Source organism: Luteimonas sp. J29 (genome assembly GCF_000472505.1).
In the GTDB taxonomy this organism is placed as follows: domain Bacteria; phylum Pseudomonadota; class Gammaproteobacteria; order Xanthomonadales; family Xanthomonadaceae; genus Luteimonas.
The window spans coordinates 220,431-242,644 of record NZ_AWZR01000005.1 but is presented as its reverse complement, the minus strand read 5'-3'; the positions used below and the strand labels follow the sequence as shown (position 1 = coordinate 242,644).

Annotated in this window: 22 protein-coding genes; 5 read left to right on the top strand and 17 right to left on the bottom strand. The window is 73.1% G+C overall.

Translation table 11 applies throughout. The features are described from left to right. Positions 1–46: 46 nt before the first annotated feature. Positions 47–520 (bottom strand): preprotein translocase subunit SecG, encoded by a 474-nt coding sequence (gene secG, locus LUTJ29_RS0109995; protein WP_027072393.1) that lies wholly within the window; start codon positions 518–520, stop codon positions 47–49. Between the two features lie 34 nt (positions 521–554). After that, the gene (gene tpiA, locus LUTJ29_RS0109990) at positions 555–1,307 is read right to left on the bottom strand and encodes a triose-phosphate isomerase (RefSeq protein WP_027072392.1); all 753 of its coding nucleotides are present in this window, start codon (positions 1,305–1,307) and stop codon (positions 555–557) included. Between the two features lie 64 nt (positions 1,308–1,371). On the opposite strand from tpiA, the gene LUTJ29_RS0109985 reads away from it, so the two are divergent. After that, entirely contained in the window at positions 1,372–2,175 is an 804-nt protein-coding gene (locus tag LUTJ29_RS0109985) for an SDR family oxidoreductase (protein ID WP_027072391.1), read from the top strand. Between the two features lie 24 nt (positions 2,176–2,199). Here the strand turns inward: LUTJ29_RS0109985 and LUTJ29_RS17055 are convergent, their stop codons facing one another. The 7 genes from LUTJ29_RS17055 to trpB all read right to left on the bottom strand — a co-directional run bounded on the left by LUTJ29_RS17055 (position 2,200) and on the right by trpB (position 9,392). Next, positions 2,200–3,405, bottom strand: coding sequence for a hypothetical protein (locus LUTJ29_RS17055; protein ID WP_051322907.1), 1,206 nt, complete (start codon positions 3,403–3,405; stop codon positions 2,200–2,202). 85 nt (positions 3,406–3,490) lie between these two features. Continuing rightward, positions 3,491–4,429 (bottom strand): 2-oxoglutarate and iron-dependent oxygenase domain-containing protein, encoded by a 939-nt coding sequence (locus tag LUTJ29_RS0109975; protein ID WP_027072390.1) that lies wholly within the window; start codon positions 4,427–4,429, stop codon positions 3,491–3,493. Positions 4,430–4,507: 78 nt separating this feature from the next. Then, positions 4,508–5,869, bottom strand: coding sequence for a phosphoglucosamine mutase (glmM, locus tag LUTJ29_RS0109970; RefSeq protein WP_027072389.1), 1,362 nt, complete (start codon positions 5,867–5,869; stop codon positions 4,508–4,510). Further along, positions 5,866–6,747: an acetyl-CoA carboxylase, carboxyltransferase subunit beta gene (gene accD, locus LUTJ29_RS0109965; protein ID WP_027072388.1), complete on the bottom strand. Its 882-nt coding sequence runs from the start codon at positions 6,745–6,747 to the stop codon at positions 5,866–5,868. Before accD ends, glmM begins: the two co-directional genes overlap by 4 nt. 83 nt (positions 6,748–6,830) lie before the next feature. Continuing rightward, the gene (gene trpA / locus LUTJ29_RS0109960) at positions 6,831–7,631 is read right to left on the bottom strand and encodes a tryptophan synthase subunit alpha (RefSeq protein ID WP_027072387.1); all 801 of its coding nucleotides are present in this window, start codon (positions 7,629–7,631) and stop codon (positions 6,831–6,833) included. A gap of 43 nt (positions 7,632–7,674) precedes the next feature. Continuing rightward, positions 7,675–8,175, bottom strand: coding sequence for a hypothetical protein (locus LUTJ29_RS17050; RefSeq protein ID WP_051322906.1), 501 nt, complete (start codon positions 8,173–8,175; stop codon positions 7,675–7,677). Beyond that, positions 8,175–9,392, bottom strand: coding sequence for a tryptophan synthase subunit beta (gene trpB / locus LUTJ29_RS0109950; RefSeq protein WP_027072386.1), 1,218 nt, complete (start codon positions 9,390–9,392; stop codon positions 8,175–8,177). The genes LUTJ29_RS17050 and trpB overlap by 1 nt, the downstream gene beginning before the upstream one ends. Before the next feature lie 97 nt (positions 9,393–9,489). Here trpB and LUTJ29_RS0109945 point away from each other — a divergent pair, with 97 nt between their 5' ends. Beyond that, the gene (locus LUTJ29_RS0109945) at positions 9,490–10,395 is read left to right on the top strand and encodes a LysR family transcriptional regulator (RefSeq protein WP_027072385.1); all 906 of its coding nucleotides are present in this window, start codon (positions 9,490–9,492) and stop codon (positions 10,393–10,395) included. On the opposite strand, the gene LUTJ29_RS0109940 is transcribed toward LUTJ29_RS0109945, so the two are convergent. The 7 genes from LUTJ29_RS0109940 to prmB form a co-directional block, all read right to left on the bottom strand. Further along, positions 10,396–11,052: a phosphoribosylanthranilate isomerase gene (locus LUTJ29_RS0109940; RefSeq protein WP_027072384.1), complete on the bottom strand. Its 657-nt coding sequence runs from the start codon at positions 11,050–11,052 to the stop codon at positions 10,396–10,398. 33 nt (positions 11,053–11,085) lie between these two features. After that, a complete protein-coding gene (gene truA, locus LUTJ29_RS17045) occupies positions 11,086–11,904 on the bottom strand; it encodes a tRNA pseudouridine(38-40) synthase TruA (RefSeq protein WP_051322905.1) in 819 nt (272 codons plus the stop codon). A gap of 5 nt (positions 11,905–11,909) precedes the next feature. Next, positions 11,910–13,766, bottom strand: coding sequence for a FimV/HubP family polar landmark protein (locus LUTJ29_RS0109930; RefSeq protein ID WP_051322904.1), 1,857 nt, complete (start codon positions 13,764–13,766; stop codon positions 11,910–11,912). Positions 13,767–13,886: 120 nt separating this feature from the next. Further along, positions 13,887–14,915: an aspartate-semialdehyde dehydrogenase gene (locus tag LUTJ29_RS0109925; RefSeq protein ID WP_027072382.1), complete on the bottom strand. Its 1,029-nt coding sequence runs from the start codon at positions 14,913–14,915 to the stop codon at positions 13,887–13,889. A 126-nt stretch (positions 14,916–15,041) separates the two neighbouring features. After that, on the bottom strand, positions 15,042–16,046 hold the full coding sequence (locus LUTJ29_RS17040; protein WP_051322903.1) for a D-glycerate dehydrogenase: 1,005 nt from the start codon (positions 16,044–16,046) through the stop codon (positions 15,042–15,044). After that, a complete protein-coding gene (aroC, locus tag LUTJ29_RS0109915; RefSeq protein ID WP_027072381.1) occupies positions 16,039–17,133 on the bottom strand; it encodes a chorismate synthase in 1,095 nt (364 codons plus the stop codon). The genes LUTJ29_RS17040 and aroC overlap by 8 nt, the downstream gene beginning before the upstream one ends. A 16-nt stretch (positions 17,134–17,149) precedes the next feature. Beyond that, entirely contained in the window at positions 17,150–18,121 is a 972-nt protein-coding gene (gene prmB, locus LUTJ29_RS17035) for a 50S ribosomal protein L3 N(5)-glutamine methyltransferase (protein ID WP_051322902.1), read from the bottom strand. Positions 18,122–18,312: 191 nt separating this feature from the next. On the opposite strand from prmB, the gene LUTJ29_RS0109905 reads away from it, so the two are divergent. The 3 genes from LUTJ29_RS0109905 to LUTJ29_RS0109895 all read left to right on the top strand — a co-directional run bounded on the left by LUTJ29_RS0109905 (position 18,313) and on the right by LUTJ29_RS0109895 (position 20,551). Then, positions 18,313–18,960 (top strand): SCO family protein, encoded by a 648-nt coding sequence (locus LUTJ29_RS0109905; RefSeq protein WP_027072380.1) that lies wholly within the window; start codon positions 18,313–18,315, stop codon positions 18,958–18,960. Next, positions 18,957–19,805, top strand: a complete 849-nt coding sequence (gene asd / locus LUTJ29_RS0109900; RefSeq protein WP_027072379.1) for an archaetidylserine decarboxylase — start codon at positions 18,957–18,959, stop codon at positions 19,803–19,805. Before LUTJ29_RS0109905 ends, asd begins: the two co-directional genes overlap by 4 nt. A gap of 266 nt (positions 19,806–20,071) precedes the next feature. Beyond that, entirely contained in the window at positions 20,072–20,551 is a 480-nt protein-coding gene (locus tag LUTJ29_RS0109895; protein WP_027072378.1) for a DUF6491 family protein, read from the top strand. Between the two features lie 25 nt (positions 20,552–20,576). On the opposite strand, the gene LUTJ29_RS0109890 is transcribed toward LUTJ29_RS0109895, so the two are convergent. Next, positions 20,577–22,112, bottom strand: coding sequence for a transglycosylase SLT domain-containing protein (locus LUTJ29_RS0109890; RefSeq protein WP_043741015.1), 1,536 nt, complete (start codon positions 22,110–22,112; stop codon positions 20,577–20,579). Between the last annotated feature and the right edge of the window lie 102 nt (positions 22,113–22,214).

The window sequence follows — 22,214 nt, the reverse complement described above, 5'->3', positions numbered from 1 at the left end:
CGCTGCCGCCTGCAACGATTGCGGCAGCACGCAATTGTAAGCCTTCCTACTGCGTTTGAGCAGCGGGGTCCTCCGCCCCGGCATCGCCGTCCGCCTGCCCGCCTTCGGCAGGCGCCCCGGGGACCGCGGACTCCTGCTGCTGCGGCGCGGCCTGCTCCGGCGCGGCCGGAACGCCGGCGGCGGGCGCCGGCGCGGTGGGCACCTCCAGGGCGCCCGGGGCCGCGACGGGAGCGGCCGGCACCTGCGACATCACGCCCAGGTCGGTCCCGGCGGTCACGTCCGTGGCCTGGCGGGTCGCGTACCACGCCATGAACAGCGTGATCGCGAAGAAGGTGATCGCCAGCCACTTGGTGGCCTTGGTCAGGAAGTTGGCCGATCCGCGCGCGCCGAACACGGTGGCTGAGGCACCGCCGCCGAAGCCGGAGCCGGCGGACGCGCCGGCGCCGCGCTGCATGAGGATCAGCGCGACCATCGCGATCGCGACCAGGACGAACACCACGTTGAGGATGACCAGCAGCATTGCGACGTACTCGGGGAAGGCTTGCGGGTCCGGCTCAGCGGGCCGCCGCGCGGGCGATGGCGAGGAAATCCCCGGCCACCAGCGAGGCGCCGCCGATCAGTCCGCCGTCGATGTCCGCCTGGGCGAACAGCTCGGCGGCGTTGGCCGGCTTCACGCTGCCGCCGTACAGGATCGGCAGCGAATCAGCGATTCTAGCATCCCGCTCCGCCACCTGGCCACGGATGAAGGCGTGGACCTCCTGGGCCTGCTCCGGGCTGGCGGTGCGGCCGGTGCCGATCGCCCAGACCGGCTCGTAGGCCACCACCGCGCCAGCGAACCGCGCCACGCCCGCCAGGTCCAGGACCGGCTGCAGCTGGGCGGCGATCACCTCGGTGGTGCGCCCGGCCTCGCGCTCCTCCAGGGTCTCGCCCAGGCACAGGATGGGCACCAGGCCGGCGTTGGAGGCGGCGAGGAACTTCCGGGCCACCAGCTCGCTGCTCTCGTGGTGGTAGCGGCGGCGCTCCGAATGCCCGACCAGGCCGTAGCGCGCGCCCACGTCGACGAGCATGCGCGCCGACACCTCGCCGGTGTAGGCGCCCTCCTCGTTGTGGCTGACGTCCTGCGAGCCGAAGGAGACCGGATAGGCCTCGAAGTCCTCGATCAGGTCGCCGAGGTAGGGCAGCGGCGGCAGCACCACGACGTCCACGCCGTCCACCGGCAGCGCCGCGACCACGTCCGTGAGCAGCGCGGTCGCGAAGTCGCGGGTCCCGTACAGTTTCCAGTTTCCGGCTACGATCCTGCGGCGCACGTCGCCCCCCAATGCGTGAAACGGCGCACAGGATATCCGACCACCACGCCGATTGGAGGGCCGCATGCCGCCACCGCAGCAGGGATACGCACTCGTCACCGGGGCCTCGAGCGGCATCGGCGCGGCGATCGCGCGCGAGTACGCGCGCCGCGGCGTCCCGCTGGTCCTGACCGCGCGCCGCGCCGACCGCCTGGAGGCGCTGGCGGCCGAGCTGCGCGGACAGGTCGATGTCCGGGTGCTGGCGGCGGACCTGGCCGATCCCGGGGCACCGCAGCGGCTGGCGGCCGCCGTCGCGGCACTGGGGCTGCCTCTGCGCATCCTGGTCAACAACGCCGGCTACGGCGTGCCGGGCCGCTACCGGCTCAGCGACTGGGACACGCACGCGGCCTTCCTGCAGGTGATGGTGGCCGCGGTCTGCGAGCTGACCTGGCGGCTGCTCCCCGCCCTGCGCGCCACCGGAGCGGGCAGGATCCTCAACGTCGCCTCGTTCGCGGCCCTCGTCCCCTCGGCCGACGGGCAGACGCTGTATGCGCCGGCCAAGGCGTTCATGGTCAAGTTCACCGAATCGCTGGCGCTGGAGAACGCCGACGCGGGCCTGCATGCCTGCGCACTGTGCCCGGGTTTCACCCGGTCCGAATTCCACGACGTCACCGGGACCCGGGAGATGATGTCGAAGCTGCCCGGCTGGCTGTGGCTGGAAGCGGACGCGGTCGCCCGCGCCGGCATCGAGGGCGTGGAGCGCGGCCGGGTGCTGGTGGTGCCGGGCGCCCTCTATCGCGTGCTGCACGCGCTCGTGCGCCACCTGCCCCAGCGCTTCCTGCTCAGGCGCATGGCGAAGAACTCGCGGCGCATCCGCAGCGCCGGCTGAGGGCGCCCCGCCCCTCCCCGCGCCTCAGCGCAGCGCGGGCGCCTCCCAGTCGCGCAGCGGCGCCAGGTCCGCCGCGCTGCCGGGCGCCGCGACCAGCGGCAGGTCGGCGGCGGCTTCGCCCTTGAGGTGGCGCCGGATGGCGTCGCGCGCCGGCGCGGTCCACTCGTCCCGCCAGGCGCAGTGGCTGCCGTCGGCGACGGCCCCGTGATAGCCGAGGTTCCCTTCGGCGCCCAGCGCGCGCCAGATTTCCGCCGCCGCCAGCGCGGAGGCGTGGCCGGCGGGGGCGCCGAGCCAGTCGACATGCGGGTTGTCGAGCACCAGCAGGCCGCGCGGCGCGACCAGTCCGAGCACGCCGTGCTGGTCGATGGGCAGCGAGCCGATCTCCTGCAGATGGGCGGCGAACCCCTCGCCCAGCCAGGGCTGCTCGCCGAACGCGCTCGCGGGCGGCTGCGCCCCCTCCCCCAGCAGGCGCCAGGCCGGCACGCCGCCAGCGCCGGATTCGATCGGGATGGTCAAGGCCACGCGCTCGTCGAACGCGCCCGCGGCCAGCGCACCCTTGCCCCAGCGCGAACAGCCGGTCACCGCGACCGCGTCGGCGCGCAGCAGGTCGCGGTGGGCCGCGATCGCGTCAACGAGCCGGCTCACGCCCCAGGCCCAGGCCATGAGGGTGCCGGTGCCATCCATCGCCCCGTCGTGCAGCTCGAAGAAGGCGCCACGCCGCTCCCGCGTGGTGCCGGTCTCGGCGCCCACCTGGGTGGCGTCGAAGTCGATCCGGGCCACGCCCTCGGCCTCGAGCAGGGCATCGTCCACGCCCGCCACGCCGCCGACCACGATCATGGCCGGGTGCGGCCCGGGCCCTTCCGGCAGGCGGAGCCGGGCGCCGAACTCCACCTCGCGGCCGCCCTGCCCGACCCGCACGGTGATCGCGTCACCGTCGATGCGCGCCTCCACCCGCTCGGGTTCCGGCCCACGGGCGCCGTAGACATGCGCCTCGGCCGTCGCCCGCAGGATGCGGCGCTGGCAGGCCCATTCGCTGCGCGAGGCAACGCGGCCACCGTCGGGCCGCAGGAACGGATCGGGCAGCGTGGCCCGGGCCCGGGGCGGCAGCGCCTCGTCGCAGCGGGCGCCGTTCGCGGGCGCTTCCACGCGGTCCGCGGCCGCCCCGGCGGGCGCCGCCAGCGGCAGCAGCAGGGACAGGAGGACGGCGGACAGGCGGGTCAGCGTGCGCATGCGGCGCTCCGGCGCGACGGGTCGGCGGGCATCATGCCAGCCTGTCGGTCGCCCGTCGCGCCGTGGCGGGCGCCGCGGGCGCCAGCTACTTGAGCTTGATCTCGCGCAGCCGCTGCTCGAGGAACGCGTGCGCGGTGATCGGCTCGGGATAGCGGCTCGGGTTGTCCGGCGTGATGCACGAGGGCAGCACGTCGATCAGGAAGTCCGGGTTCGGGTGCAGGAAGAACGGCACCGAGTAGCGCGGCTTGCGCGCTTCCTCGCCCGGCGGATTCACCACCCGGTGGATCGTCGAGGGATACACGTGGTTGGTCAGGCGCTCGAGCATGTCCCCGATGTTGACCACGATGGTGTCGCCCTCGGAGGTGAAGGGCACCCACTCGCCCTTGTGCGACAGCACCTCCAGGCCCGCGGTCGAGGCGCCGACCAGCAGGGTGATGAAGTTGATGTCGCCGTGCGCGCCGGCGCGCACGTTGGGGATGTCGTCGGCGGTGATCGGCGGATAGTGGATCGGGCGCAGGATCGAGTTGCCGAAGTCGGTCTTGTCGGCGAAGTAGTCCGCCGGCAGGCCGATGTGCAGCGCCAGCGCCGACAGCACCCGCGAGCCGAGCGCGTCGAGCGCGTTGTACAGCGCCAGGCCGTGCTCGCGGAACTCGGGCACCTCGGCCGGCCACACGTTCGGCGGCATCACTTCGCGGTACTTCGAGTCGCGCGGCAGCTCGCGGCCGATGTGGTAGAACTCCTTGAGGTCGTAGTGCTGCGAGCCCTTCGCGGTCTCGACGCCGAACGGCGTGTAGCCGCGGGCGCCGCCCTGGCCCGGGATGTGGTAGCGGCGCTTGACCTCCTCGGGCAGCGCGAAGAAGCGGCGGAAGGCCTCGTAGGCGTCGTCGACCAGCGACTGGGGGATGCCGTGGTGGCTGATGCCCGCGAAGCCCCACTCGCGATAGGCGGCGCCCAGCTCGGCCACGAAGGCGTCGCGGTCGCTGTCGTAGCGGCGGATGTCGAGGGTCGGGATCCTGGAACTCATGGTGGTGTCCTGCAACTGCCGGCGCGCATGCCAATTGGGCCACGGCGCCGCGCCGGACGCCGTGAAAACGTGCCCGCCTCAGGCTTCGGCGGCGGCCCGGACCGCGGCGGCCAGCGTCTCCAGGGTCGACAGCATCAGGGCCTCGTCGTCGGCCTCGACCGTCACCCTGACCACCGGTTCGGTGCCCGACGGCCGCAGGAACGCGCGCCCACGGCCCTCGACCGCGGCCGTCGCCTTCGCCAGCGCCTGTTGCACCGCGTCCGACTCGGCCGGTCGCGCACCGTTGCAATAGCGCACGTTGACCGTCTTCTGCGGCAGCTTGCGCACGCCCGCGAGCGCCTGCTGCAGCGTGGTCCTGCGCCGGCGCAGCACCTCGAGCACCTGCAGCGCGCTGATGATGCCGTCGCCGGTGGTGGCGCGGTCCAGGCACAGCAGGTGGCCGGAGGCCTCGCCACCGAGGATGCCGCCGTGCTCGAGCAGTGCCTGGTGCACGTAGCGGTCGCCGACCCTGGTGCGGATGAACTCGATCCCGGCCTCGCCCAACGCGAGTTCGAGCCCGTAGTTGGTCATGATCGTGCCGACCACCGGCCCGCGCAGGCGGCCGCTTTCCTTCCAGTCGGTCGCGAGCACGTACAGCAGGTCGTCGCCGTCGCGGACCACGCCGTCGCTGTCCACGAACAGGAGCCGGTCGCCGTCGCCGTCGAAGGCGATGCCGAGGTCGGCGCCGGTGGCGCGCACGTGCTCGCACAGACCCTCCGGGTGCATGGAGCCGACGCCGGCGTTGATGTTGATGCCGTTGGGCTCGACGCCGATGGTGTCGACCTGGGCGTCGAGTTCGCGCAGCACCAGCGGCGCGATCTGGTAGGTGGCGCCGTGCGCGCAGTCGACCACGACGCGCATGCCGCTCAGGTTGAAGCTGCGCGGGACCGAGTTCTTGCACGCCTCCACGTAGCGCCCCACCGCGTCGCGGGTGCGCACCGCCTTGCCCAGGCGCTCGGACGCGACGGTGGTGAACGGGCGGTCCAGCGCCGCCTCGATCGCCAGCTCGGTGGCGTCGTCGAGCTTCTCGCCCTCGGCGGAGAAGAACTTGATGCCGTTGTCGTAGTGCGGGTTGTGCGAGGCCGATATCACGATGCCGCCGTCGGCGCGCATCGAGCGGGTCATGTGCGCCACCGCCGGGGTCGGCATCGGGCCCATCAGCTGCACGTGCACGCCGGCCGCGACCAGTCCCGCCTCGAGCGCGGCCTCGAACATGTAGTTGGAGATGCGCGTGTCCTTGCCGATCACCACCAGCGGCTTGCGACGGTCGCCGCGCGCCTCGGCGGCCTCGCGCAGGGTATGGCCGTAGGCGTTGCCCAGGCGCAGCACGAAGTCGGCCGAGATCGCGCCCTCGCCCACCCGGCCTCGGATGCCGTCGGTTCCGAACCAGCGCCGGCTCATGCGGCCTCGTCCCTGGGCATCGGCTGGCGCAGCATCATCGCCATCAGGGTGGCGATACGGTCGCGCAGCTGGCGGCGGTCGCAGATCTGGTCGATCGCCCCGTGCTCGAGCAGGAACTCCGAGCGCTGGAAGCCCTCGGGCAGGGTCTCGCGCACGGTCTGCTCGATCACGCGCGGGCCTGCGAATCCGATCAGCGCGTCGGGCTCGGCGATGTTGACGTCGCCCAGCATCGCGAACGAGGCCGAGACGCCGCCGGTGGTCGGATGGGTCATCACCGAGATGTAGGGCAGCCCGGCCGCGCGCAGCTTGCCGAGCGCGGCCGAGGTCTTGGCCATCTGCAGCAGCGAGAACAGGCTCTCCTGCATGCGCGCGCCGCCGCTGGCCGAGAACGACACGTAGCCGGCGCCGAGCTCCAGCGCGCGTTCGGCGCCGCGGGCGAAGCGCTCGCCGACCACCGAGCCCATCGAGCCGCCCATGAACGCGAAGTCGAACGCGGCCGCGACCATCGGCATCCGTTTGAGGGTGCCCTCGACCACCACCAGTGCGTCGAGCTCGCCGGTCGCCTTCTGCGCGGCGCGGATCCGGTCGGCGTACTTCTTCTGGTCGCGGAAGCGGAGCACGTCGGTCGGGGCGAGCTCGGCGCCGATCTCGCGCAGTTCGCCCGGGTCGAGGAAGGCCTTGAGCCGGGCCCGCGCCCGGATCGGGCGATGGAAGGCGCACTTCGGGCAGACCTCGAGGTTCTCCTCCAGCTCCGGCCCGTACAGCACCGCGCCGCAGCGCTCGCACTTCTCCCACAGCCCCTCGGGCACGCTGCGCTTGCGCGTCGCAGCGCTGTCGGTGCGGATGCGCGGCGGCACCAGTTTCTTCAGCCAGCTCATGCCTGGTCGGCTCCCATCGAAGGACCGCTAAAGCGGCGCAGTTTAGCGCACGGGCCGGTCCCGCCGGGGGACGGACGCGGGCCTCAGTCCAGGGCGGCGCGCAGCGGCGCGAGGAAGGCGGTGGCGCGACGCGAGGCCTCCGCGGCATCGGCGGCATCGGCCAGCGCCGCGACCAGGGCGCTGCCGACCACCACGCCGTCGGCGTCGGTGGCCATGGCCGCGGCGCTGGCCGCGTCGCGGATGCCGAAGCCGGCCACCACCGGCACCCGGCTGCCGGCCCGGATCCGCCGCAGGTGGGCGTTGGCGGCGGCCGGGTCCAGCCGCTCGGAGGCGCCGGTCACCCCGGCGAAGCTCACGTAGTAGAGGTAGCCGCGGGCGTTGGCCAGCAGCATGGACAGGCGCGCGTCGGGCGTGGTCGGCGAGGCCAGCAGCACCAGGTCCACGTCGTGGGCGGCGAAGGCGGCGCGGAACTCGGGCGCCTCCTCCGGCGGCAGGTCGACCAGCAGCACCCCGTCCACCCCGGCTTCGGCGGCCTGGCGGGCGAAGGCTTCCGCGCCGCGGATCTCGACCGGGTTCAGGTAGCCCATCAGCACCACGGGCGTGTCGCCATCGCGTTCGCGGAAGCGTCGCACCGCCTCCAGCACCCAGGCCATCCCCGCCCCGCGCGCCAGTGCCCGCTCCGAGCTGCGCTGGATGGTGGGGCCGTCGGCCATCGGGTCGGAGAACGGCACGCCCAGCTCGACCACGTCGGCGCCGGCCTCGACCAGGGCATGCATCACCGGCACCGTGGCCTCGAGCGACGGGTCGCCGGCGGTGATGAAGGGAATCAGCGCCTTGCGGCCGCGCGCGGCCAGCTGGGCGAATCGCTGCGGAATGCGGCTCATGGGCGATCGATCCGGTGGAAGGTCGGGACAGGCAGGGAGGTCTTCACGCGCAGCCCTCGGTCAGCCGGACCGCCTCGGCGCGGCCCCAGAGGATCACCTCGACCTCCGCACCGGGCAGTTCGAGGCGCAGCGCGCGGTCGCGCGTGGCATCGCGCCAGTCGAGGTAAAGCCCGGGCGGCCAGGCGTGCTTGTGGAAGTCCACGTCGATCCCGTCGGACGGCAGGCGCGCGCCCGCCTCGGCCAGCGACATGCCGCGGCGCAGGCCGAACGGCGCCTCGGGCGCTGCCTCGCCGTCGTCCGACAGGCCGATCTCGAAGCGCGCCACGCGCCCGTCCAGCAGCAGGACGCCGACACCCGCGGGCAGGCGGCCACCGGACGCCCGGGTGCAGGCGTGCGGCTCGGGCCAGTCCTCGACCTGCCAGCCGCCCCCGGCCGCCAGGTCGAGCGGCTGGTCGATGCACACCCCTGCGACGCAATCGAAGTCCGCGGGCGACGCGCTCCCGCCACCGTGCGCCAGCAGCAGGAGCGCCAGCAAGGCCGGCATCAGATCTCCACTCCCTCGCGCGCGGCGATGGTGTGCACGTCCTTGTCGCCGCGACCGGACAGGTTGCACAGCACCAGCGCGTTCCGCGGCAGCCCGCGCGCCAGCTTGATCGCCTGGGCGACGGCGTGGCTGGATTCGAGCGCCGGCAGGATCCCCTCGGTGCGGGTCAGGCGGTGGAAGGCTTCCAGCGCCTCGGCGTCGGTCACGCCCACGTACTCGGCGCGGCCGGTGTCCCTGAGGAAGGCGTGCTCCGGGCCCACGCCCGGGTAGTCGAGGCCGGCGGAGATCGAATGGGTCTCGATGATCTGGCCGTCGTCGTCGCAGATCACGTAGGTCCGGTTGCCGTGCAGCACCCCCACCCGCCCCGCCGACAGCGAGGCGGCATGGCGGCCGGTGTCGATGCCATCGCCGGCCGCTTCCGCGCCGACGATGCGCACCGAGGCGTCGTTGAGGAAGGCATGGAACAGGCCGATGGCATTGCTGCCGCCGCCGACGCAGGCGGTGATCGCGTCCGGCAGGCGGCCGTACTCGGCCAGCACCTGCGCGCGCGCCTCGCGCCCGACCACGGCGTTGAAGTCGCGCACCATGCGCGGGTACGGATCGGGCCCGGCCACGGTGCCGATGATGTAGAAGGTATCGTGGACGTTGGTCACCCAGTCGCGCATCGCCTCGTTGAGCGCGTCCTTGAGCGTCGCCGAGCCGGACGTCACCGGCACCACTTCCGCCCCGAGCAGCTTCATCCGGTAGACGTTGATCTTCTGCCGCTCGATGTCGGTGGCGCCCATGTACACCACGCATTCCAGGCCCAGTCGCGTGGCGACGGTGGCGCTGGCCACCCCGTGCTGGCCGGCGCCGGTCTCGGCGATGATCCGCTTCTTGCCCATGCGCGCGGCGAGCAGCGCCTGGCCGATGGTGTTGTTGATCTTGTGCGCGCCGGTGTGGTTCAGATCCTCGCGCTTGAGCAGGATCTGCGCGCCGCCCACTTCGCGGCTCAGGCGCTGCGCGTGGTAGATCGGGCTGGGCCGGCCGACGTAGTGCTTGAGGTCCTTCTCGAACGCGGCGATGAACGCCGGATCGGCGCGCGCGGCGTCGTAGGCGGCGGCCAGTTCCTCCAGCGGCCCCATCAGGGTCTCGGCCACGAAGCGGCCACCGTGGCGGCCGAAATGGCCGGCGGCGTCGGGCCAGGCGTGGAAATCCGGCGGGGCGGGGCTGCTCATCGAATCCTTCCCGGAACTGCTGTCCTTGAGACTCTAGCGCACACCAGCCGCCCGATAAATCGATATTATCTGACGTCCTTGTGATTCTGGATCACACATGGCGGCGCCGGACCTGCCCCCGCTCAACGCGCTTCGCGCCTTCGAGGCGGCCGCCCGCCTGGGCAGCCTCTCGCGGGCCGCGGGCGAGCTGCATGTCACCCATGGGGCGATCAGCCGCCAGGTCCGGTTGCTGGAGGAGGAGCTGGGCGTCGCCCTGTTCCACCGCGACGGCCGCCGCCTGCGGCTGACCGAGGCCGGCCGGCGCCTGGCCGAAGCGACCGGCAGCGCCTTCGCCGGCATCCGCTCCACGGTGCGCGGCCTGCGCCGCGGCGGCGAACCCGGCACGCGGGTCATCGGCTGCCCGGGCAGCCTGCTGGCGCGCTGGATGATCCCGCGCCTGGAGCGGCTGCGCGCCGACCTGCCCGGCCTGCAGCTGCACCTGTCGCCGCACGAAGGGGCATTCGCCCCCGCCCTGCCCGGGCTCGACGCCGCCCTGCTGATCGGCGCACCCCCATGGCCGCCGCAGTGGCGGGTGCACGTGCTCGCCCCCGAACGGGTCGGACCCGTGGTCGATCCGCGCCATCCCGCGGCCGCCCGCATCGCGGGCCGGCCTCCGTCGGCGCTGATCGGGGAAGCGCTGCTGCACACCGCCTCGCGTCCGCAGGCGTGGCCGGAATGGGCGCGACGCCAGGGCATCGACCCCGCGGCGCTGCGCATGGGCACCGGCTTCGAACACCTCTATTACCTGCTGGAGGCCGCGCTGGCCGGACTGGGCGTGGCGATCGCGCCACAGCCGCTGGTGGCCGCCGAACTGGAGGCCGGGCGGCTGGTCGCCCCCTGGGGCTTCGTCGAGACCGGCGCGCACTGGTGCCTGTGCACCCGCGCCGGCGACGATCCGCAACTCGAGCGCCTTGCCGGCTGGCTGCGCGCGCAGCTCGCGGCGACGGATCGCGCCGGGGCGTGATCAGCCGCAATCGGCGCGCCGCACTTCCTCGACGAAGCGGCGCATGCGCGCGCCATCCTTGATCCCCGGCGCGCCGCCCTGCAGTTCCACCCCGCTGGCCACGTCCACGCCCCAGGGCCGCGTGGCCACGATCGCGTCGTGGACGTTGTCGGGGGTCAGGCCGCCGGCCACGAGGATCGGCTTGGTCAGCCCGCGCGGCACCTTCGCCCAGTCGAAGGCGCGGCCACCGCCGCCCGGCTCGCCCGGCGCGTGCGCATCGAGCAGGAACCCCGCCGCGGTCGGGTAGCGCGCATGCAGCTCCAGCGGGTCGGGCGACGCATCGGCGCCCATCGGCACGGCCTTGAGGTACGGGAGCCCGAAGCTGCGGCAGAAGCCCTCGTCCTCGTCGCCATGGAACTGCAACAGCGACGGCCGCATGGTCGTCACCACCTGCCGCACTTCCTCGGCCGGGTTGTCCATGAACAGGGCCACGGCATCGACCATCGGCGCCAGCGCCTCGCGCATCGCCAGCGCCTGCGCCGGCTCCACCCGCCGCCGGCTGCGCGCCGCGAACACGAAACCGACCGCGTCCACGCCCAGCTCGCCCGCCAGGCGTACGTCGCCCGGCCGGGTCATGCCGCAGAACTTGATGCGGGTGCGGAACGGTTGGAATGGCATGCGGCCGGTTCGCCCGTGGGACTGCGCCAGAGCCTACCGCTTTGCGGGTCGGCGTGCAGTCGCCGCGTCGACCAGCACCTCTTCGGGCAACGGCCAGGTGCGCGGATAGCGCGGGCCGAGGAACACCAGGCCGCCGGGCGACGCGGTCGGGCCGGCACGCGTGCGGTCGCGCCCGGCCAGGAGTTCGGCGATCCAGTCCTCCGGGCGCGCGCCCCGCCCCACTTCCAGCAGCGAGCCGACGATGTTGCGGACCATGTGGTGCAGGAAGGCATTCGCCTGCACGTCGACGGTGACGATGTCGCCATCGCGCGCCACCGCGATGTGCTGCAGCTCGCGGCGCGCGTGGGCGGCTTCGCATTCGGCCGAGCGGAAGGCCTCGAAGTCGTGTTCTCCCACCAGTGCCTGGGCGGCGCGGTGCATCGCGTCCGCATCCAGCGGCGACCACACCCAGGCCAGCCACTGGCGGCCCAGCGCCGGGCGCACCTGGCGGTTGAGGATCCGGTAGCGGTAGCGGCGCGCCACCGCCGAGAAGCGTGCGTTGAACGCGGCATCGACAGGCCGGCACCAGACCACGCTCACCGACGGCGGCAGACGCGTGGTGGCGCCCAGGGTCCAGGCGCGGGGGTCGCGCGCGGCCTCGCTGTCGAAGTGCACCACCTGGCATTGCGCGTGCACGCCGGCATCGGTGCGGCCGGCGCACACCGTGGACACCGGCGCGGCCGCCACCGAAGACAGCGCCTCTTCGAGCACGCCCTGCACGGTGTCGGGGTCGGGCTGGCCGGGCTTGCTCAGGCGCTGCCAGCCGCGGAAGCCGCTGCCGTCGTACTCGACGCCCAGCGCGTAGCGCTGCACACCGTTCAGGCCAGTTCCCGCAGCAGCTGCAGGGCCTCGTCGCGCGGACCCGGATCGCCGAAGTCGGCCACTTCCTGCAGCAGGCTGCGCGCGGTGTCGGTATCGCCCAGGTCGAGGTAGGCACGGGCCAGTTCGATCCGGTCCTGCCCGGCCGGACCGGCGTTGAGCGGCACCACCTCGGCGCCGGACGGGGCCTCGGTACGCGCGCCACCGCCCACGTGCCAGGTCGGGGACGCCCCGGTCGCGGCCGCGGGCGGCGCGGTCCAGGTGGGCGCCTTCTGCGGCGCCGGCGGCGGGGCGGGCTCCGGCTCGGGCTCTGGCGGCACGGGGCCGGGCGCCGGGGCGACGGGCGCCTTTCCGGCAGGCTTCACGGTCGGCTCGCGCGCGCCGGCGGGCGCGGCCGCGAACCCGGGCACGCCCTTGCGCGCCGGCGCCGGCCGCGGCCGCCGCGAGAGCAGCCACGCGGCCAGCAGCACCGCCGCGACCAGCCCGATGCCGAGCCACAGCCACGGCAGCGCCCCGGCCTCCGGCGACCGGACGTTGCTTTCGGCCAGCCGCTGCTGCGCGGCGGCAAGCTCGCTGTCCTTCATCTGGATCAGCTGGGCCTGCTGCTGCTGGAGCTGTTCGAGTTCGGCCAGCCGCGACTTGAGCTCTTCGAGCTCGGCTTCGCGCGCGGCGAGTGTCTCGCGGGTCTGGACCAGTTCCTGTTGCTGCAGCATGTCGCCCTCGCCACCGGCGGCGGTGCCGGTCTGTGTGCTGGTCCCGCCGGCGCCTTCGGCCGCGGCGGGCACGATCTCCAGCCTCGCGTCGGCCACGCGCGGTGCGGACGACGCCGAGGCCCCCGACCGCGCATCCCCGGTCTGGCCGGCGGGAGCGGCCTCGCCGGCCGCGACCGCATCGGGCTGCGGCACCGGGCGCCGCATCTCGCGCCAGCGCGCCACGTGCTCGCGCACGATCGCGTTGGCCTCGGCCACGCTGGTCTCCGACCAGGCATCGCTCGGCGGGATGCGCAGCACCGCGCCCTGGCGGATCAGGTTGATGTTGCCGCCGATGAAGGCCTCGGGATTCGAGCGCAACAGGGCCAGCATCACCTGGTTCAGGCTGTAGCCGCTGCCCGCTGCCAGCGAAGCGGCGATCTCGCTCAGGGTCTGGCCGCGCTGCACCGGCCCGAACTCGCCACCCGGCGCCGGCGCCTGCGCGGGGGCACGGGCCACGGGCGCCGGCGCCTGCGCGCGGGGCGGCGGCGCCGGTTCGGCCTGGACGGGCTCGGCGGAAGTGGCCACGGTGTCGGCATCGCTGGCCGGCGTGTCCGCGGGTTCCCCGGCCGCGGTCGCGTCCTCGGCCGGCGGCGCCGCATCGGGCAACCGCTCGATCACGTTCGACGGCGCGGCCTGCGGGGCCTGGATCGGCGGCTGCGCGGGCGCGGCCACGGTATCGGGCGTGGCCACCAGCGCGGAGTATTCGCGCACCAGGCGCCCCTGGCCCCACTCGACCTCGACCAGGAAATTGAGGACCGGCTGCTCGACCGGTTGCTCGGTGGTGATGCGCACCACCGGACGGCCGCGGGCATCGAGCGCGATGCTGAACCGCAGGTCCGAGACCAGCCCGGTGGGCGGATCCAGACCGATGCGGCGGAACGTTTCGGGCGACGCCAGCCGCGCCTCGAGGTACTCGAGCTCCGACGGATCGCTGGAGATGATCGGGATCTCGGCCAGCAGCGGCTCGCCCGCGCGCGAGCGCACCTCCACCTGCCCCAGGCCGAGCGCGAACGCCGGCCACGCGAGCACGGACAGCAGCAGGCCGACGAGCAGCGTCGCCAGCCGGCTGCGCGGGGTCGTGGACGGGGACGGCGGCGCAGGCATGGCGGCGACTCTATCCGGCCCGGCGCCGCCTCCGCAATGTCCGGTCGCAGTCCGCGCTCGCCCGACGCACGCCCGGAAGAGGTAGCCGACGCGGTCCCACCCGCGCCGGCCACGCATGCATCAGCCCTCGGCCGCGACCAGCTCGGCCAGCTGCACCGCGTTGAGCGCGGCGCCCTTGCGGATGTTGTCGGACACGATCCACAGGTTCAGGCCGCGCGGATGCGAGATGTCCTCGCGGATGCGGCCGACGTACACCGCGTCCTTGCCCGAGGCGTGGGTGACCGGGGTCGGATAGCCGCCCGCGCGGCGCTCGTCGACCACCTCCACGCCCGGTGCGGACGCCAGCAGTGCGCGCGCCTCCTCCGCGGTCACCTTCTCGCGGGTCTCGATCGCCACCGCCTCGGAATGGCCGTAGAACACCGGCACGCGCACCGCGGTCGGGTTCACCTGGATCGAGTCGTCGCCGAGGATCTTGCGGGTCTCCCAGACCAGCTTCATCTCTTCCTTGGTGAAACCGTTGTCGAGGAAGCTGTCGATGTGCGGGATCAGGTTGAAGGCGATCTGGACCGGGAACTTCTGCGGGTCGATGTCCTGGAAGCCCAGCAACTGCGCGGTCTGCTTGCCCAGCTCTTCCATCGCGGTGCGGCCGGCGCCCGACACCGACTGGTAGGTGGCGACATTGATGCGCTCGATCCCGTACCTGCGGTGCAGCGGCGCCAGCGCCACCAGCATCTGCATGGTCGAGCAGTTGGGATTGGCGATGATCCCGCGCGGGCGGCTCTTGACCTGCTCGGGGTTGACCTCGCTCACCACCAGCGGGACGTCGTCGTCGTAGCGGAAAGCCGAGGAGTTGTCGATCACCACCGCGCCGGCGGCGGCGAACTCCGGCGCGTACTGCTTCGAGGTCTCGCCGCCGGCCGAGAACAGGGCGATGTCGATGCCGGCCGGGTCGAAGGTGGCCAGGTCCTGGACCACGAGGTCCTGGTCGCGGAACTGCACGGTGCTGCCGGCCGAGCGCTCGGAGGCGAGCGCGACCACGCTGGCGGCCGGGAAATCGCGTTCGGCGAGGATCGACAGCATCACTTCGCCGACGGCGCCGGTGGCGCCGACGACGGCGACGTTGAAACGACGGTTGCTGGGGGTGCTCATGGGCTATCCGCTGGAAAAGGTAGGTGGAAATCGGATCCGGGCATGCTGGCGCGGCGCACCGGAGGCGCGCGCCATCGCGGGAGGTTCGGGGGAGCCCGCGCGGACGCGGCCGGGCCTGGGGCTCCCCTATCGTTTGGCGGTCGCTTTGGCGGCGATCGGCGTCGGCGGATCGCCGGCGCGCGGGCCGTGGCCGAGGGCGGCGACGAGGTTGTCCACGGCCAGCGCGGCCATGGCCCGGCGGGTGGCGTGGCTGGCGCTGCCCACGTGCGGGGTCAGCACGACGTTGCGCAGCGCCAGCAGCCGCGGGTTGACCCGGGGCTCGCCCTCGAACACGTCCAGCGCCGCCGCGGCCAGGCGGCCTCCGGCGAGCGCGTCGGCCAGCGCATCCTCGTCGACCAGGCCGCCGCGCGCGATGTTGGTCAGCGTCGCGGTCGGCTTCATCTTCGCGAGGGCGGCGGCGTCGATCACGTGGCGGGTCTGCGGCGAATACGGCAGGACCAGCACGAGGTGGTCCGATTCGCGCAGCAGTGTATCGAAGTCGACGTAGGCCGCACGACAGTTGCTTTCGATACCAGCCGGCAGGCGGCTGCGGTTGTGGTAGAGCACGCGCATGCCGAAGCCGTGCCCGCCGCGCCGGGCGATGGCCTGGCCGATCCGGCCCATGCCGAGGATGCCGAGCGTGGCGCCGTGCACGTCGTGGCCCAGCAGGGTGTCGAACGACCACTGCCGCCACTGGCCTTCACGCAGCCAGCGCTCGCCCTCGGTGATCCGCCGCGCCGCCGCCAGGACCAGCGCGAAGCCGAGGTCGGCCGTGGTCTCGGTCAGGACGTCGGGCGTATTGGTGGCGACGATGCCGCGCGCGTGCAGCGCCTCCACGTCGAGGTTGTCGTAGCCCACGCCGACGTTGGCCACCGCGCGCAGTCCGTGCGCCTGCGCGATCTCGGCCGGGCCGATGCGCTCGTTCAGGGTCACCACCGCGCCCGCCGCGTCGCGCAGCTTCTCCGCGACCCGGGCCGGGCTCCACGCGGTGACCTCCGCGGTCGCGTCCACGTCGAAGTACTCGCCCAGCCGTCCGACGATGTCGTCGAACAGCGGCTGCGACACCCAGACCCTTGGCCGCGGCTCAGCCACCGGCCCCGGCGGGAATGCGCGGCGGGACCTCGCCCACGTCGCCGCACTGGGCGCGGTGGCGAAGCGCCTGGTCCATGAGCACCAGCGCCAGCATCGCCTCGCAGATCGGCGTGGCCCGGATGCCGACGCAGGGATCGTGGCGGCCGGTAGTGACGATGTCCACCACGTTGCCGTCCACGTCCACGCCCTGCACCGGCAGGCGCAGGCTGGACGTGGGCTTGAACGCGACCGAGACCACGACCTGCTGCCCGGTCGAGATCCCGCCGAGCACGCCGCCGGCGTGGTTGGACAGGAATCCGTCCGGGGTCATCACGTCGCGGTGCACGGTGCCCTTCTGGGCCACGCTGGCGAATCCGTCGCCGATTTCCACGCCCTTGACCGCGTTGATCGACATCATCGCCGCGGCGAGCTCGCCGTCGAGCTTGCCGTACACCGGCTCGCCCCAGCCCGGCGGCACGCCGTCGGCCACGGCCACCACCTTCGCGCCCACCGAGTCGCCGGACTTGCGCAGCGCGTCCATGTAGGCCTCGAGCTCGGGCACCTGTTCGGCGCAGGGCCAGAAGAACGGGTTGCCTTCGACCGCGTTCCAGTCGTGCGCGCGCGGAACCACGTCGCCGATCTGGACCAGGCAACCGCGCACGGTCACGCCGCGCCGGGCCAGCCACTTCTTCGCCACCACCGCCGCGGCCACCCGCATCGTGGTCTCGCGCGCCGAGCTGCGGCCGCCGCCGCGCGGATCGCGGATGCCGTACTTCTGCCAGTAGGCGTAGTCGGCATGGCCCGGGCGGAACTGGCGGGCGATGGCGTTGTAATCCTTGCTGCGCTGGTCGGTGTTGCGCACCAGCAGCGCGATCGGGGTGCCGGTGGTGACGCCCTCGTACACGCCGCTGAGGATCTCGACCTCGTCGGCCTCGCGCCGCGCGGAGGTGTGGCGGGTCTTGCCGGTGGCGCGCCGCGCCAGGTCGTGGGCGAAGTCCTCGGGCGCGATCGCGATCCCGGGCGGGCAGCCGTCGATCACGCAGCCGATCGCCGGCCCGTGCGACTCGCCGAAGGTGGTCACGCGGAACAGATGGCCGAACGTGTTCAACTCGCTTCCTCGCGGTTCAGAACAGGCCGCCGGTCGCCGGCGGCGCCGGGTCGGCGGCCGATGATGCCCCAGCCTCGCGCGCATCCGCCAGTTCGCGGATCCGCGCGTGGTGGGCGACGAGGTCGTGGCGCTCGACCACGAACACGCCCATCTGCCCGACCTTGAACTCCACCCACGCCAGCGGCAGTTCGGGCAGCAGCGCGGTCAGCGCGCGCTCGGCCTCGCCCACCTCGCAGACGAGCAGGCCCTGCTCGGTGAGGTGCAGCGGCGCGTCGCGCAGCATGCGCAGGACCAGGTCGAGCCCGTCGTCGCCGGCGCGCAGGCCGAGCTCGGGTTCGTACGAATACTCCTGCGGCAGCGCGTCGGTCTCCTCGTTGGTGACGTAGGGCGGGTTGCTGACGATCAGGTCGTAGTGCTCGCCCTGCAGGTTGGAGAACAGGTCGGAGCGGATGAAGCGGGTGTTGCGCACCAGCAGCCGGGCTTCGTTTTCCCGCGCCAGCGACAGCGCGTCCTCGCTGATGTCGGCGCCGTCCACGTGCCAGTCGGGGTTGTAGTGGGCCATCGCGATGGCGATGCAGCCCGAGCCGGTGCACAGGTCCAGCGCGCGGCGCACGTCGCGCCCACCCAGCCATGGCTCGAAGCCGGCCTCGATCAGTTCGGCGATCGGCGAGCGCGGGACCAGCGCGCGGCGGTCGGTCTTGAAGCTCAGGCCGGCGAACCAGGCCTCGCCGGTCAGGTACGCGGCCGGCACGCGCTCCTCGATGCGGCGCAGGAACAGCGCCAGCACGTCTTCCTTTTCCGCCAGCGTGACGCGCGCCTGTCCATACACCGGCGACAGGTCGTGCGGCAGGTGCAGCGCGTGCAGGGTGAGCTGGGTGGCCTCGTCCAGGGCGTTGTCGTAGCCATGGCCGAAGGTCAGGCCGGCGGCCTGGAAGCGGCTGGCGCCGTAGCGGATCAGGTCGATGATCGTCTGCAGCTCATCGGTCATGGCGCGGGTCCGGGATCGTGGGCGACGGATACGGTGGATCGGCGACCCGCCATCGCGGCGCGGACCGGGCAGGCGGCACGCTCGAGCGGCGGAGGCCCGCCGGACGGTCGCATCGCCCTGCGCTGGCCCTGGCGGACCGGAAAGTATAGCGGTGCCGGGGGTATGATGGCCGGCCCCACACGGATCCGCGCATGTTCAACCGTCCCATCGTCATCGTGCTGCTGGTGGCCCTGGCCGCGGGGCTCGGCCTGCTGGCCTCGCGCCAGTTCTTCGCGCCCGCGCCGGAACAGCAGCCCGCACTGCGCACGGTGAAACTGTTCCCGCAGCCGCGCGAGCTGCCGGAGTTCGCCCTGCAGCAGTCCGACGGCACCCAGCTGCTCCCGGGCGAGCTGCACGGCCACTGGACGCTCGTGTTCATCGGCTTCACCTTCTGCCCCGACGTGTGCCCGACCACCCTGGCGCGCCTGGCCGTGGCCCAGCGCCAGTGGGAGGCGTTGCCCGACTCGACCCGGCCGCGGGTGCTGTTCGTCTCGGTCGATCCCGAACGCGATTCGCCCGACCGCATCGGCGAATACGCCCACGCCTTCCACCGCGACACCCTCGCCGCCACCGCGGACATCCCGACCCTGGAGGCGTTCACCCGCTCGCTGTCGATGGTCTTCGCCAAGGTGCCGCCACCGGATGGCGCACCCGCGGACCAGTACTCGATCGACCACAGCGCCTCGATGGCGGTGCTCGACCCGCGCGGCCGCATGGCCGGCGTGATCACCGGCAGCGCGGTGGACGACCCCGAGGGCATCGCCGCCGACCTGCTGGCGCTGTCCGGGACACGTCCGTGAGCCTGGTCACCGCGCTGACCTGGGTGCTGCCGCACCGCCTGCTGTCGTCGCTGGCGCGCGCGCTGGCCTATTCGGACTCGCCGCGGATCCGGCGCTGGCTCATCGACACGGTGGTCAGTCGCTTCAAGGTCGACCTCGACGAAGCGGCCGAATCCGACCCGGCCGCCTACCCCACCTTCAACGCCTTCTTCACCCGCGCGCTCAAGCCCGGCGCGCGTACGCCCGATCCGGACCCGCGCGCGCTGCTGATGCCCGCCGACGGTCGCATCAGCCAGTGCGGCCGGATCGAACAGGGCCGGATTTTCCAGGCCAAGGGCCGCTCCTTCACCGCCGCCGAACTGCTCGCCAGCGAAGAGGCGGCGGGTCCGTTCGCGAACGGGCGGTTCGCGACGGTGTACCTGTCGCCGCGCGACTACCACCGCGTGCACATGCCCTGGACCGGGCGCCTGCGCGAGACGGTGCACGTGCCCGGCCGCCTGTTCTCAGTGGGTCCGGACGCGGTGGCCTCGGTGCCGCGCCTGTTCGCGCGCAACGAGCGCCTGGTCTGCCATTTCGACACCGACTTCGGCCCGATGGCCGTGGTGATGGTCGGCGCCCTGCTGGTCTCGGGCGTGGAGACGGTCTGGAGCGGCGAGGAGATCCCCGCCTACGGCGATCGCATCACCTCGAAGCACTGGACCGGCGAGAACATCGTGCTGGAGCGGTTCGAGGAGATGGCCCGCTTCAACTACGGTTCGACCGTGATCGTGCTGCTGCCCGACGGCGTGGCCGAACTCGAGCCGTCGCTGCGCGCCGAGACGCCGGTCCGTCTGGGCCAGGCCCTGGCGCGGCGCACGACCGCATAAGAGCGCGCCATTCCTGGCCGGCTGGCAGCCGGGCCTGCCGCAGTGCCTCCGGCGCGGGCTCCCGATCCTTGCCGCCACCGTGTCCGCCCGTCGCGTGGCCGCCGCGACCCGGGCCGCGGTCCAGCGCGATGCCGCGGCGCGACGGAAAGCTGAACGGCCATTGCGACCAGGCCGCGCTCTCGTGCGTATGCAGGGATAGATTCACGGCAAGGCGCCGGCGGCGTCCGCCACCGGCGCAGCGACCCTTACCCGCACAGGAGCCGGACATGAGACGCTTGATTGCTTCCACCATCGCGCTGGCGATTGCGCTGGCCGGCTGTGCCACCGGGCCCCGGATCGACAGCGTCGACCGGCTGGCCCTGCTCCGGGCGCACGCCGGCGAACCGGTGAACTCGATCCTGCATCCCGGCCGCTTCAGCGGCTGGAGCCCCGTGGGCACGGAGGCACTGGTGCTGCACACCCACGCCAACCGGGCCTACCTGCTCGAACTGACCGGCCCCTGCACCGACCTGCCCCATGCGCACGCCATCGGCGTCACCAGCCGCGGCGGAACGATCGCGTCGCGCTTCGATTCGGTGACCCCCGCCGGCCCGGGCCTCTCGCCGATCCAGATCCGCTGCCACATCAAGACGATCAGGCCGCTGGACGTGGCCGCGGTGCGCAAGGCCGAACGCGAGGCGCTGGACGCGCTGCGCGAGGCCGCTCCGGTCGAACGCGAGGACGACGCACAGACGCCTGCGCAATGAGCGACGCCCGGCCGGCGGCACGCCGCTAGCGGCAGCCTTCCAGCTTCAGGGTCTGTCCGGCGCGCAGCATGTAAGCCGGCGGCCGGACGCCGTTGGCCGAGGCCAGGGCGCGGACGCTGCACTGGTAGCGGCGCGCGATCGCCGCCAGCGTCTCGCCGGAGGCCACGCGGTGGGTGCGCGGCCGCGCCGGCGCGGCGCGCGGCGCGGGCGCGACCGGGCGCTGCTGCACCGTGCCATCGGGCCGGGTCACGGTTTCCATGTCGCCCACCCGCACGATCGCCGTGGCCGCGTCGCTCTCGACCAGGGTGCGCGCCAGCTCGGCGCGCGCACCGCGCGTGCACCAGCGTTCGTACAGCCCGGCCATGCGCACCGTGGCATTGAGCCGGGTGCCGGCCGGGATGATCGCGTCGGCCTCGTACTGCGGGTTGAGGTTGCGCAGCACGCGCATGTAGCCGTCGCGGGTGCCGCCATTGCCCAGGCAGATGGTCAGTTCGTAGATCGAGGCCGGGCGCTGGAGCTGGATGAAGGCCGGGCGCGCGTCCACCCGCGGGAAGGCCAGGCCGTATTCCTTCGGGTGCAGGTACAGCCACGCCGCCGCGATCACCATCGGCACGTAGTCCTTGGTTTCCGGTGGGAACTGGTTGTAGACGTCGGCGTCCCAGAAGCTGCGTCCGCCGGTTTCCTGGTACACGCGCCGCGCGCGGCCCTCGCCGCCGTTGTACGCGGCCAGCCACAGTTCGATCTGGTTGCCGAGTTCGGCGTAGCGTTCGGACAGGTAGGCGGCGGCCGCGTCCGCCGAAGCCCGAGGGTCGTAGCGGGTGTCGAAGCCGGTGCCGTCGGGGCCGAGGCCGAAGCGGCGGCCGGTGGCGGGCATGAACTGCAGCGGGCCGACCGCGCCGGCGCGCGAGCGCGCATGCACCCGGCCGTTGGATTCCTTGGCCAGGATCCCGAACAGCAGCGCCTCGGGCAGGCCGCGGCGCTTGAACGCCGGCGACATCATGTGCTGCATGTACTGGTAGTTCTCGTGGCTGGTGATCAGCGAGGTGCGCATGTCGGTCAGCCAGCGGCGGATCGCGGCCTGCACCGCGGGGTTCATCTTCACCTGCTCGAGGAAGCGGCGGTCCTCGGCGGCCAGCAGCGCGGCGGCGCTGGCGCTGTCGGGGACCTCGACGCCGGCCACGCCGGAATCGTCGATCACGGTGGTGTCCACGTCCTCCGCCTCGCCGCCGGTGGCCGAGGCCGCGTCGGCCTGCGCCTTGAGCAGGCGCTTGAAGCTGGCCAGCAGGCCGGCGTTGTTGCAGCCCTTGATCCGGCCGCACTCGACCAGCACGTCCTCCATGTCCTCGAGCGCGGCATTGCCCTCGTCCACGCCGGCCGGGTCGGCGTTGCGGATCTTCACCAGCGCCTCGCGGTAACGGGTCTCGGCCGCGAGCATGCGCTCGTTCAGGGCGTCGATCGCCGCCTGGGCACGGCGCGACTGCGCGTGCGCCGGCGCGGACATCGCGACGGACAGGAGGACGGCCGGCAGCAGCCAGCAGGCGGTACGGACGAGGATGGACATCAACCACCGGGTGGGGACCGAAGCGGCCCGCAGGGTATCCGCTGCACCTCGGGGGAACAAGGAAACCGGGACGGCATCTGGGAGGCCCGGCCGCCTGCGCCT

Excerpts from the sequence above, each read along its gene's own strand:
- LUTJ29_RS17055 (WP_051322907.1), bottom strand. The coding sequence starts at position 3,405 with ATGCGCACGCTGACCCGCCTGTCCGCCGTCCTCCTGTCCCTGCTGCTG.
- LUTJ29_RS17050 (WP_051322906.1), bottom strand. The coding sequence starts at position 8,175 with ATGCCGGCCTTGCTGGCGCTCCTGCTGCTGGCGCACGGTGGCGGGAGC.
- accD (WP_027072388.1), bottom strand. The coding sequence starts at position 6,747 with ATGAGCTGGCTGAAGAAACTGGTGCCGCCGCGCATCCGCACCGACAGC.
- LUTJ29_RS0109895 (WP_027072378.1), top strand. The coding sequence starts at position 20,072 with ATGAGACGCTTGATTGCTTCCACCATCGCGCTGGCGATTGCGCTGGCC.
- LUTJ29_RS0109940 (WP_027072384.1), bottom strand. The coding sequence starts at position 11,052 with ATGCCATTCCAACCGTTCCGCACCCGCATCAAGTTCTGCGGCATGACC.
- LUTJ29_RS0109890 (WP_043741015.1), bottom strand. The coding sequence starts at position 22,112 with ATGTCCATCCTCGTCCGTACCGCCTGCTGGCTGCTGCCGGCCGTCCTC.
- LUTJ29_RS0109905 (WP_027072380.1), top strand. The coding sequence starts at position 18,313 with ATGTTCAACCGTCCCATCGTCATCGTGCTGCTGGTGGCCCTGGCCGCG.
- trpA (WP_027072387.1), bottom strand. The coding sequence starts at position 7,631 with ATGAGCCGCATTCCGCAGCGATTCGCCCAGCTGGCCGCGCGCGGCCGC.
- glmM (WP_027072389.1), bottom strand. The coding sequence starts at position 5,869 with ATGAGCCGGCGCTGGTTCGGAACCGACGGCATCCGAGGCCGGGTGGGC.
- LUTJ29_RS0109985 (WP_027072391.1), top strand. The coding sequence starts at position 1,372 with ATGCCGCCACCGCAGCAGGGATACGCACTCGTCACCGGGGCCTCGAGC.
- LUTJ29_RS0109945 (WP_027072385.1), top strand. The coding sequence starts at position 9,490 with ATGGCGGCGCCGGACCTGCCCCCGCTCAACGCGCTTCGCGCCTTCGAG.
- trpB (WP_027072386.1), bottom strand. The coding sequence starts at position 9,392 with ATGAGCAGCCCCGCCCCGCCGGATTTCCACGCCTGGCCCGACGCCGCC.
- LUTJ29_RS0109975 (WP_027072390.1), bottom strand. The coding sequence starts at position 4,429 with ATGAGTTCCAGGATCCCGACCCTCGACATCCGCCGCTACGACAGCGAC.
- LUTJ29_RS0109925 (WP_027072382.1), bottom strand. The coding sequence starts at position 14,915 with ATGAGCACCCCCAGCAACCGTCGTTTCAACGTCGCCGTCGTCGGCGCC.
- secG (WP_027072393.1), bottom strand. The coding sequence starts at position 520 with ATGCTGCTGGTCATCCTCAACGTGGTGTTCGTCCTGGTCGCGATCGCG.
- LUTJ29_RS0109930 (WP_051322904.1), bottom strand. The coding sequence starts at position 13,766 with ATGCCTGCGCCGCCGTCCCCGTCCACGACCCCGCGCAGCCGGCTGGCG.
- prmB (WP_051322902.1), bottom strand. The coding sequence starts at position 18,121 with ATGACCGATGAGCTGCAGACGATCATCGACCTGATCCGCTACGGCGCC.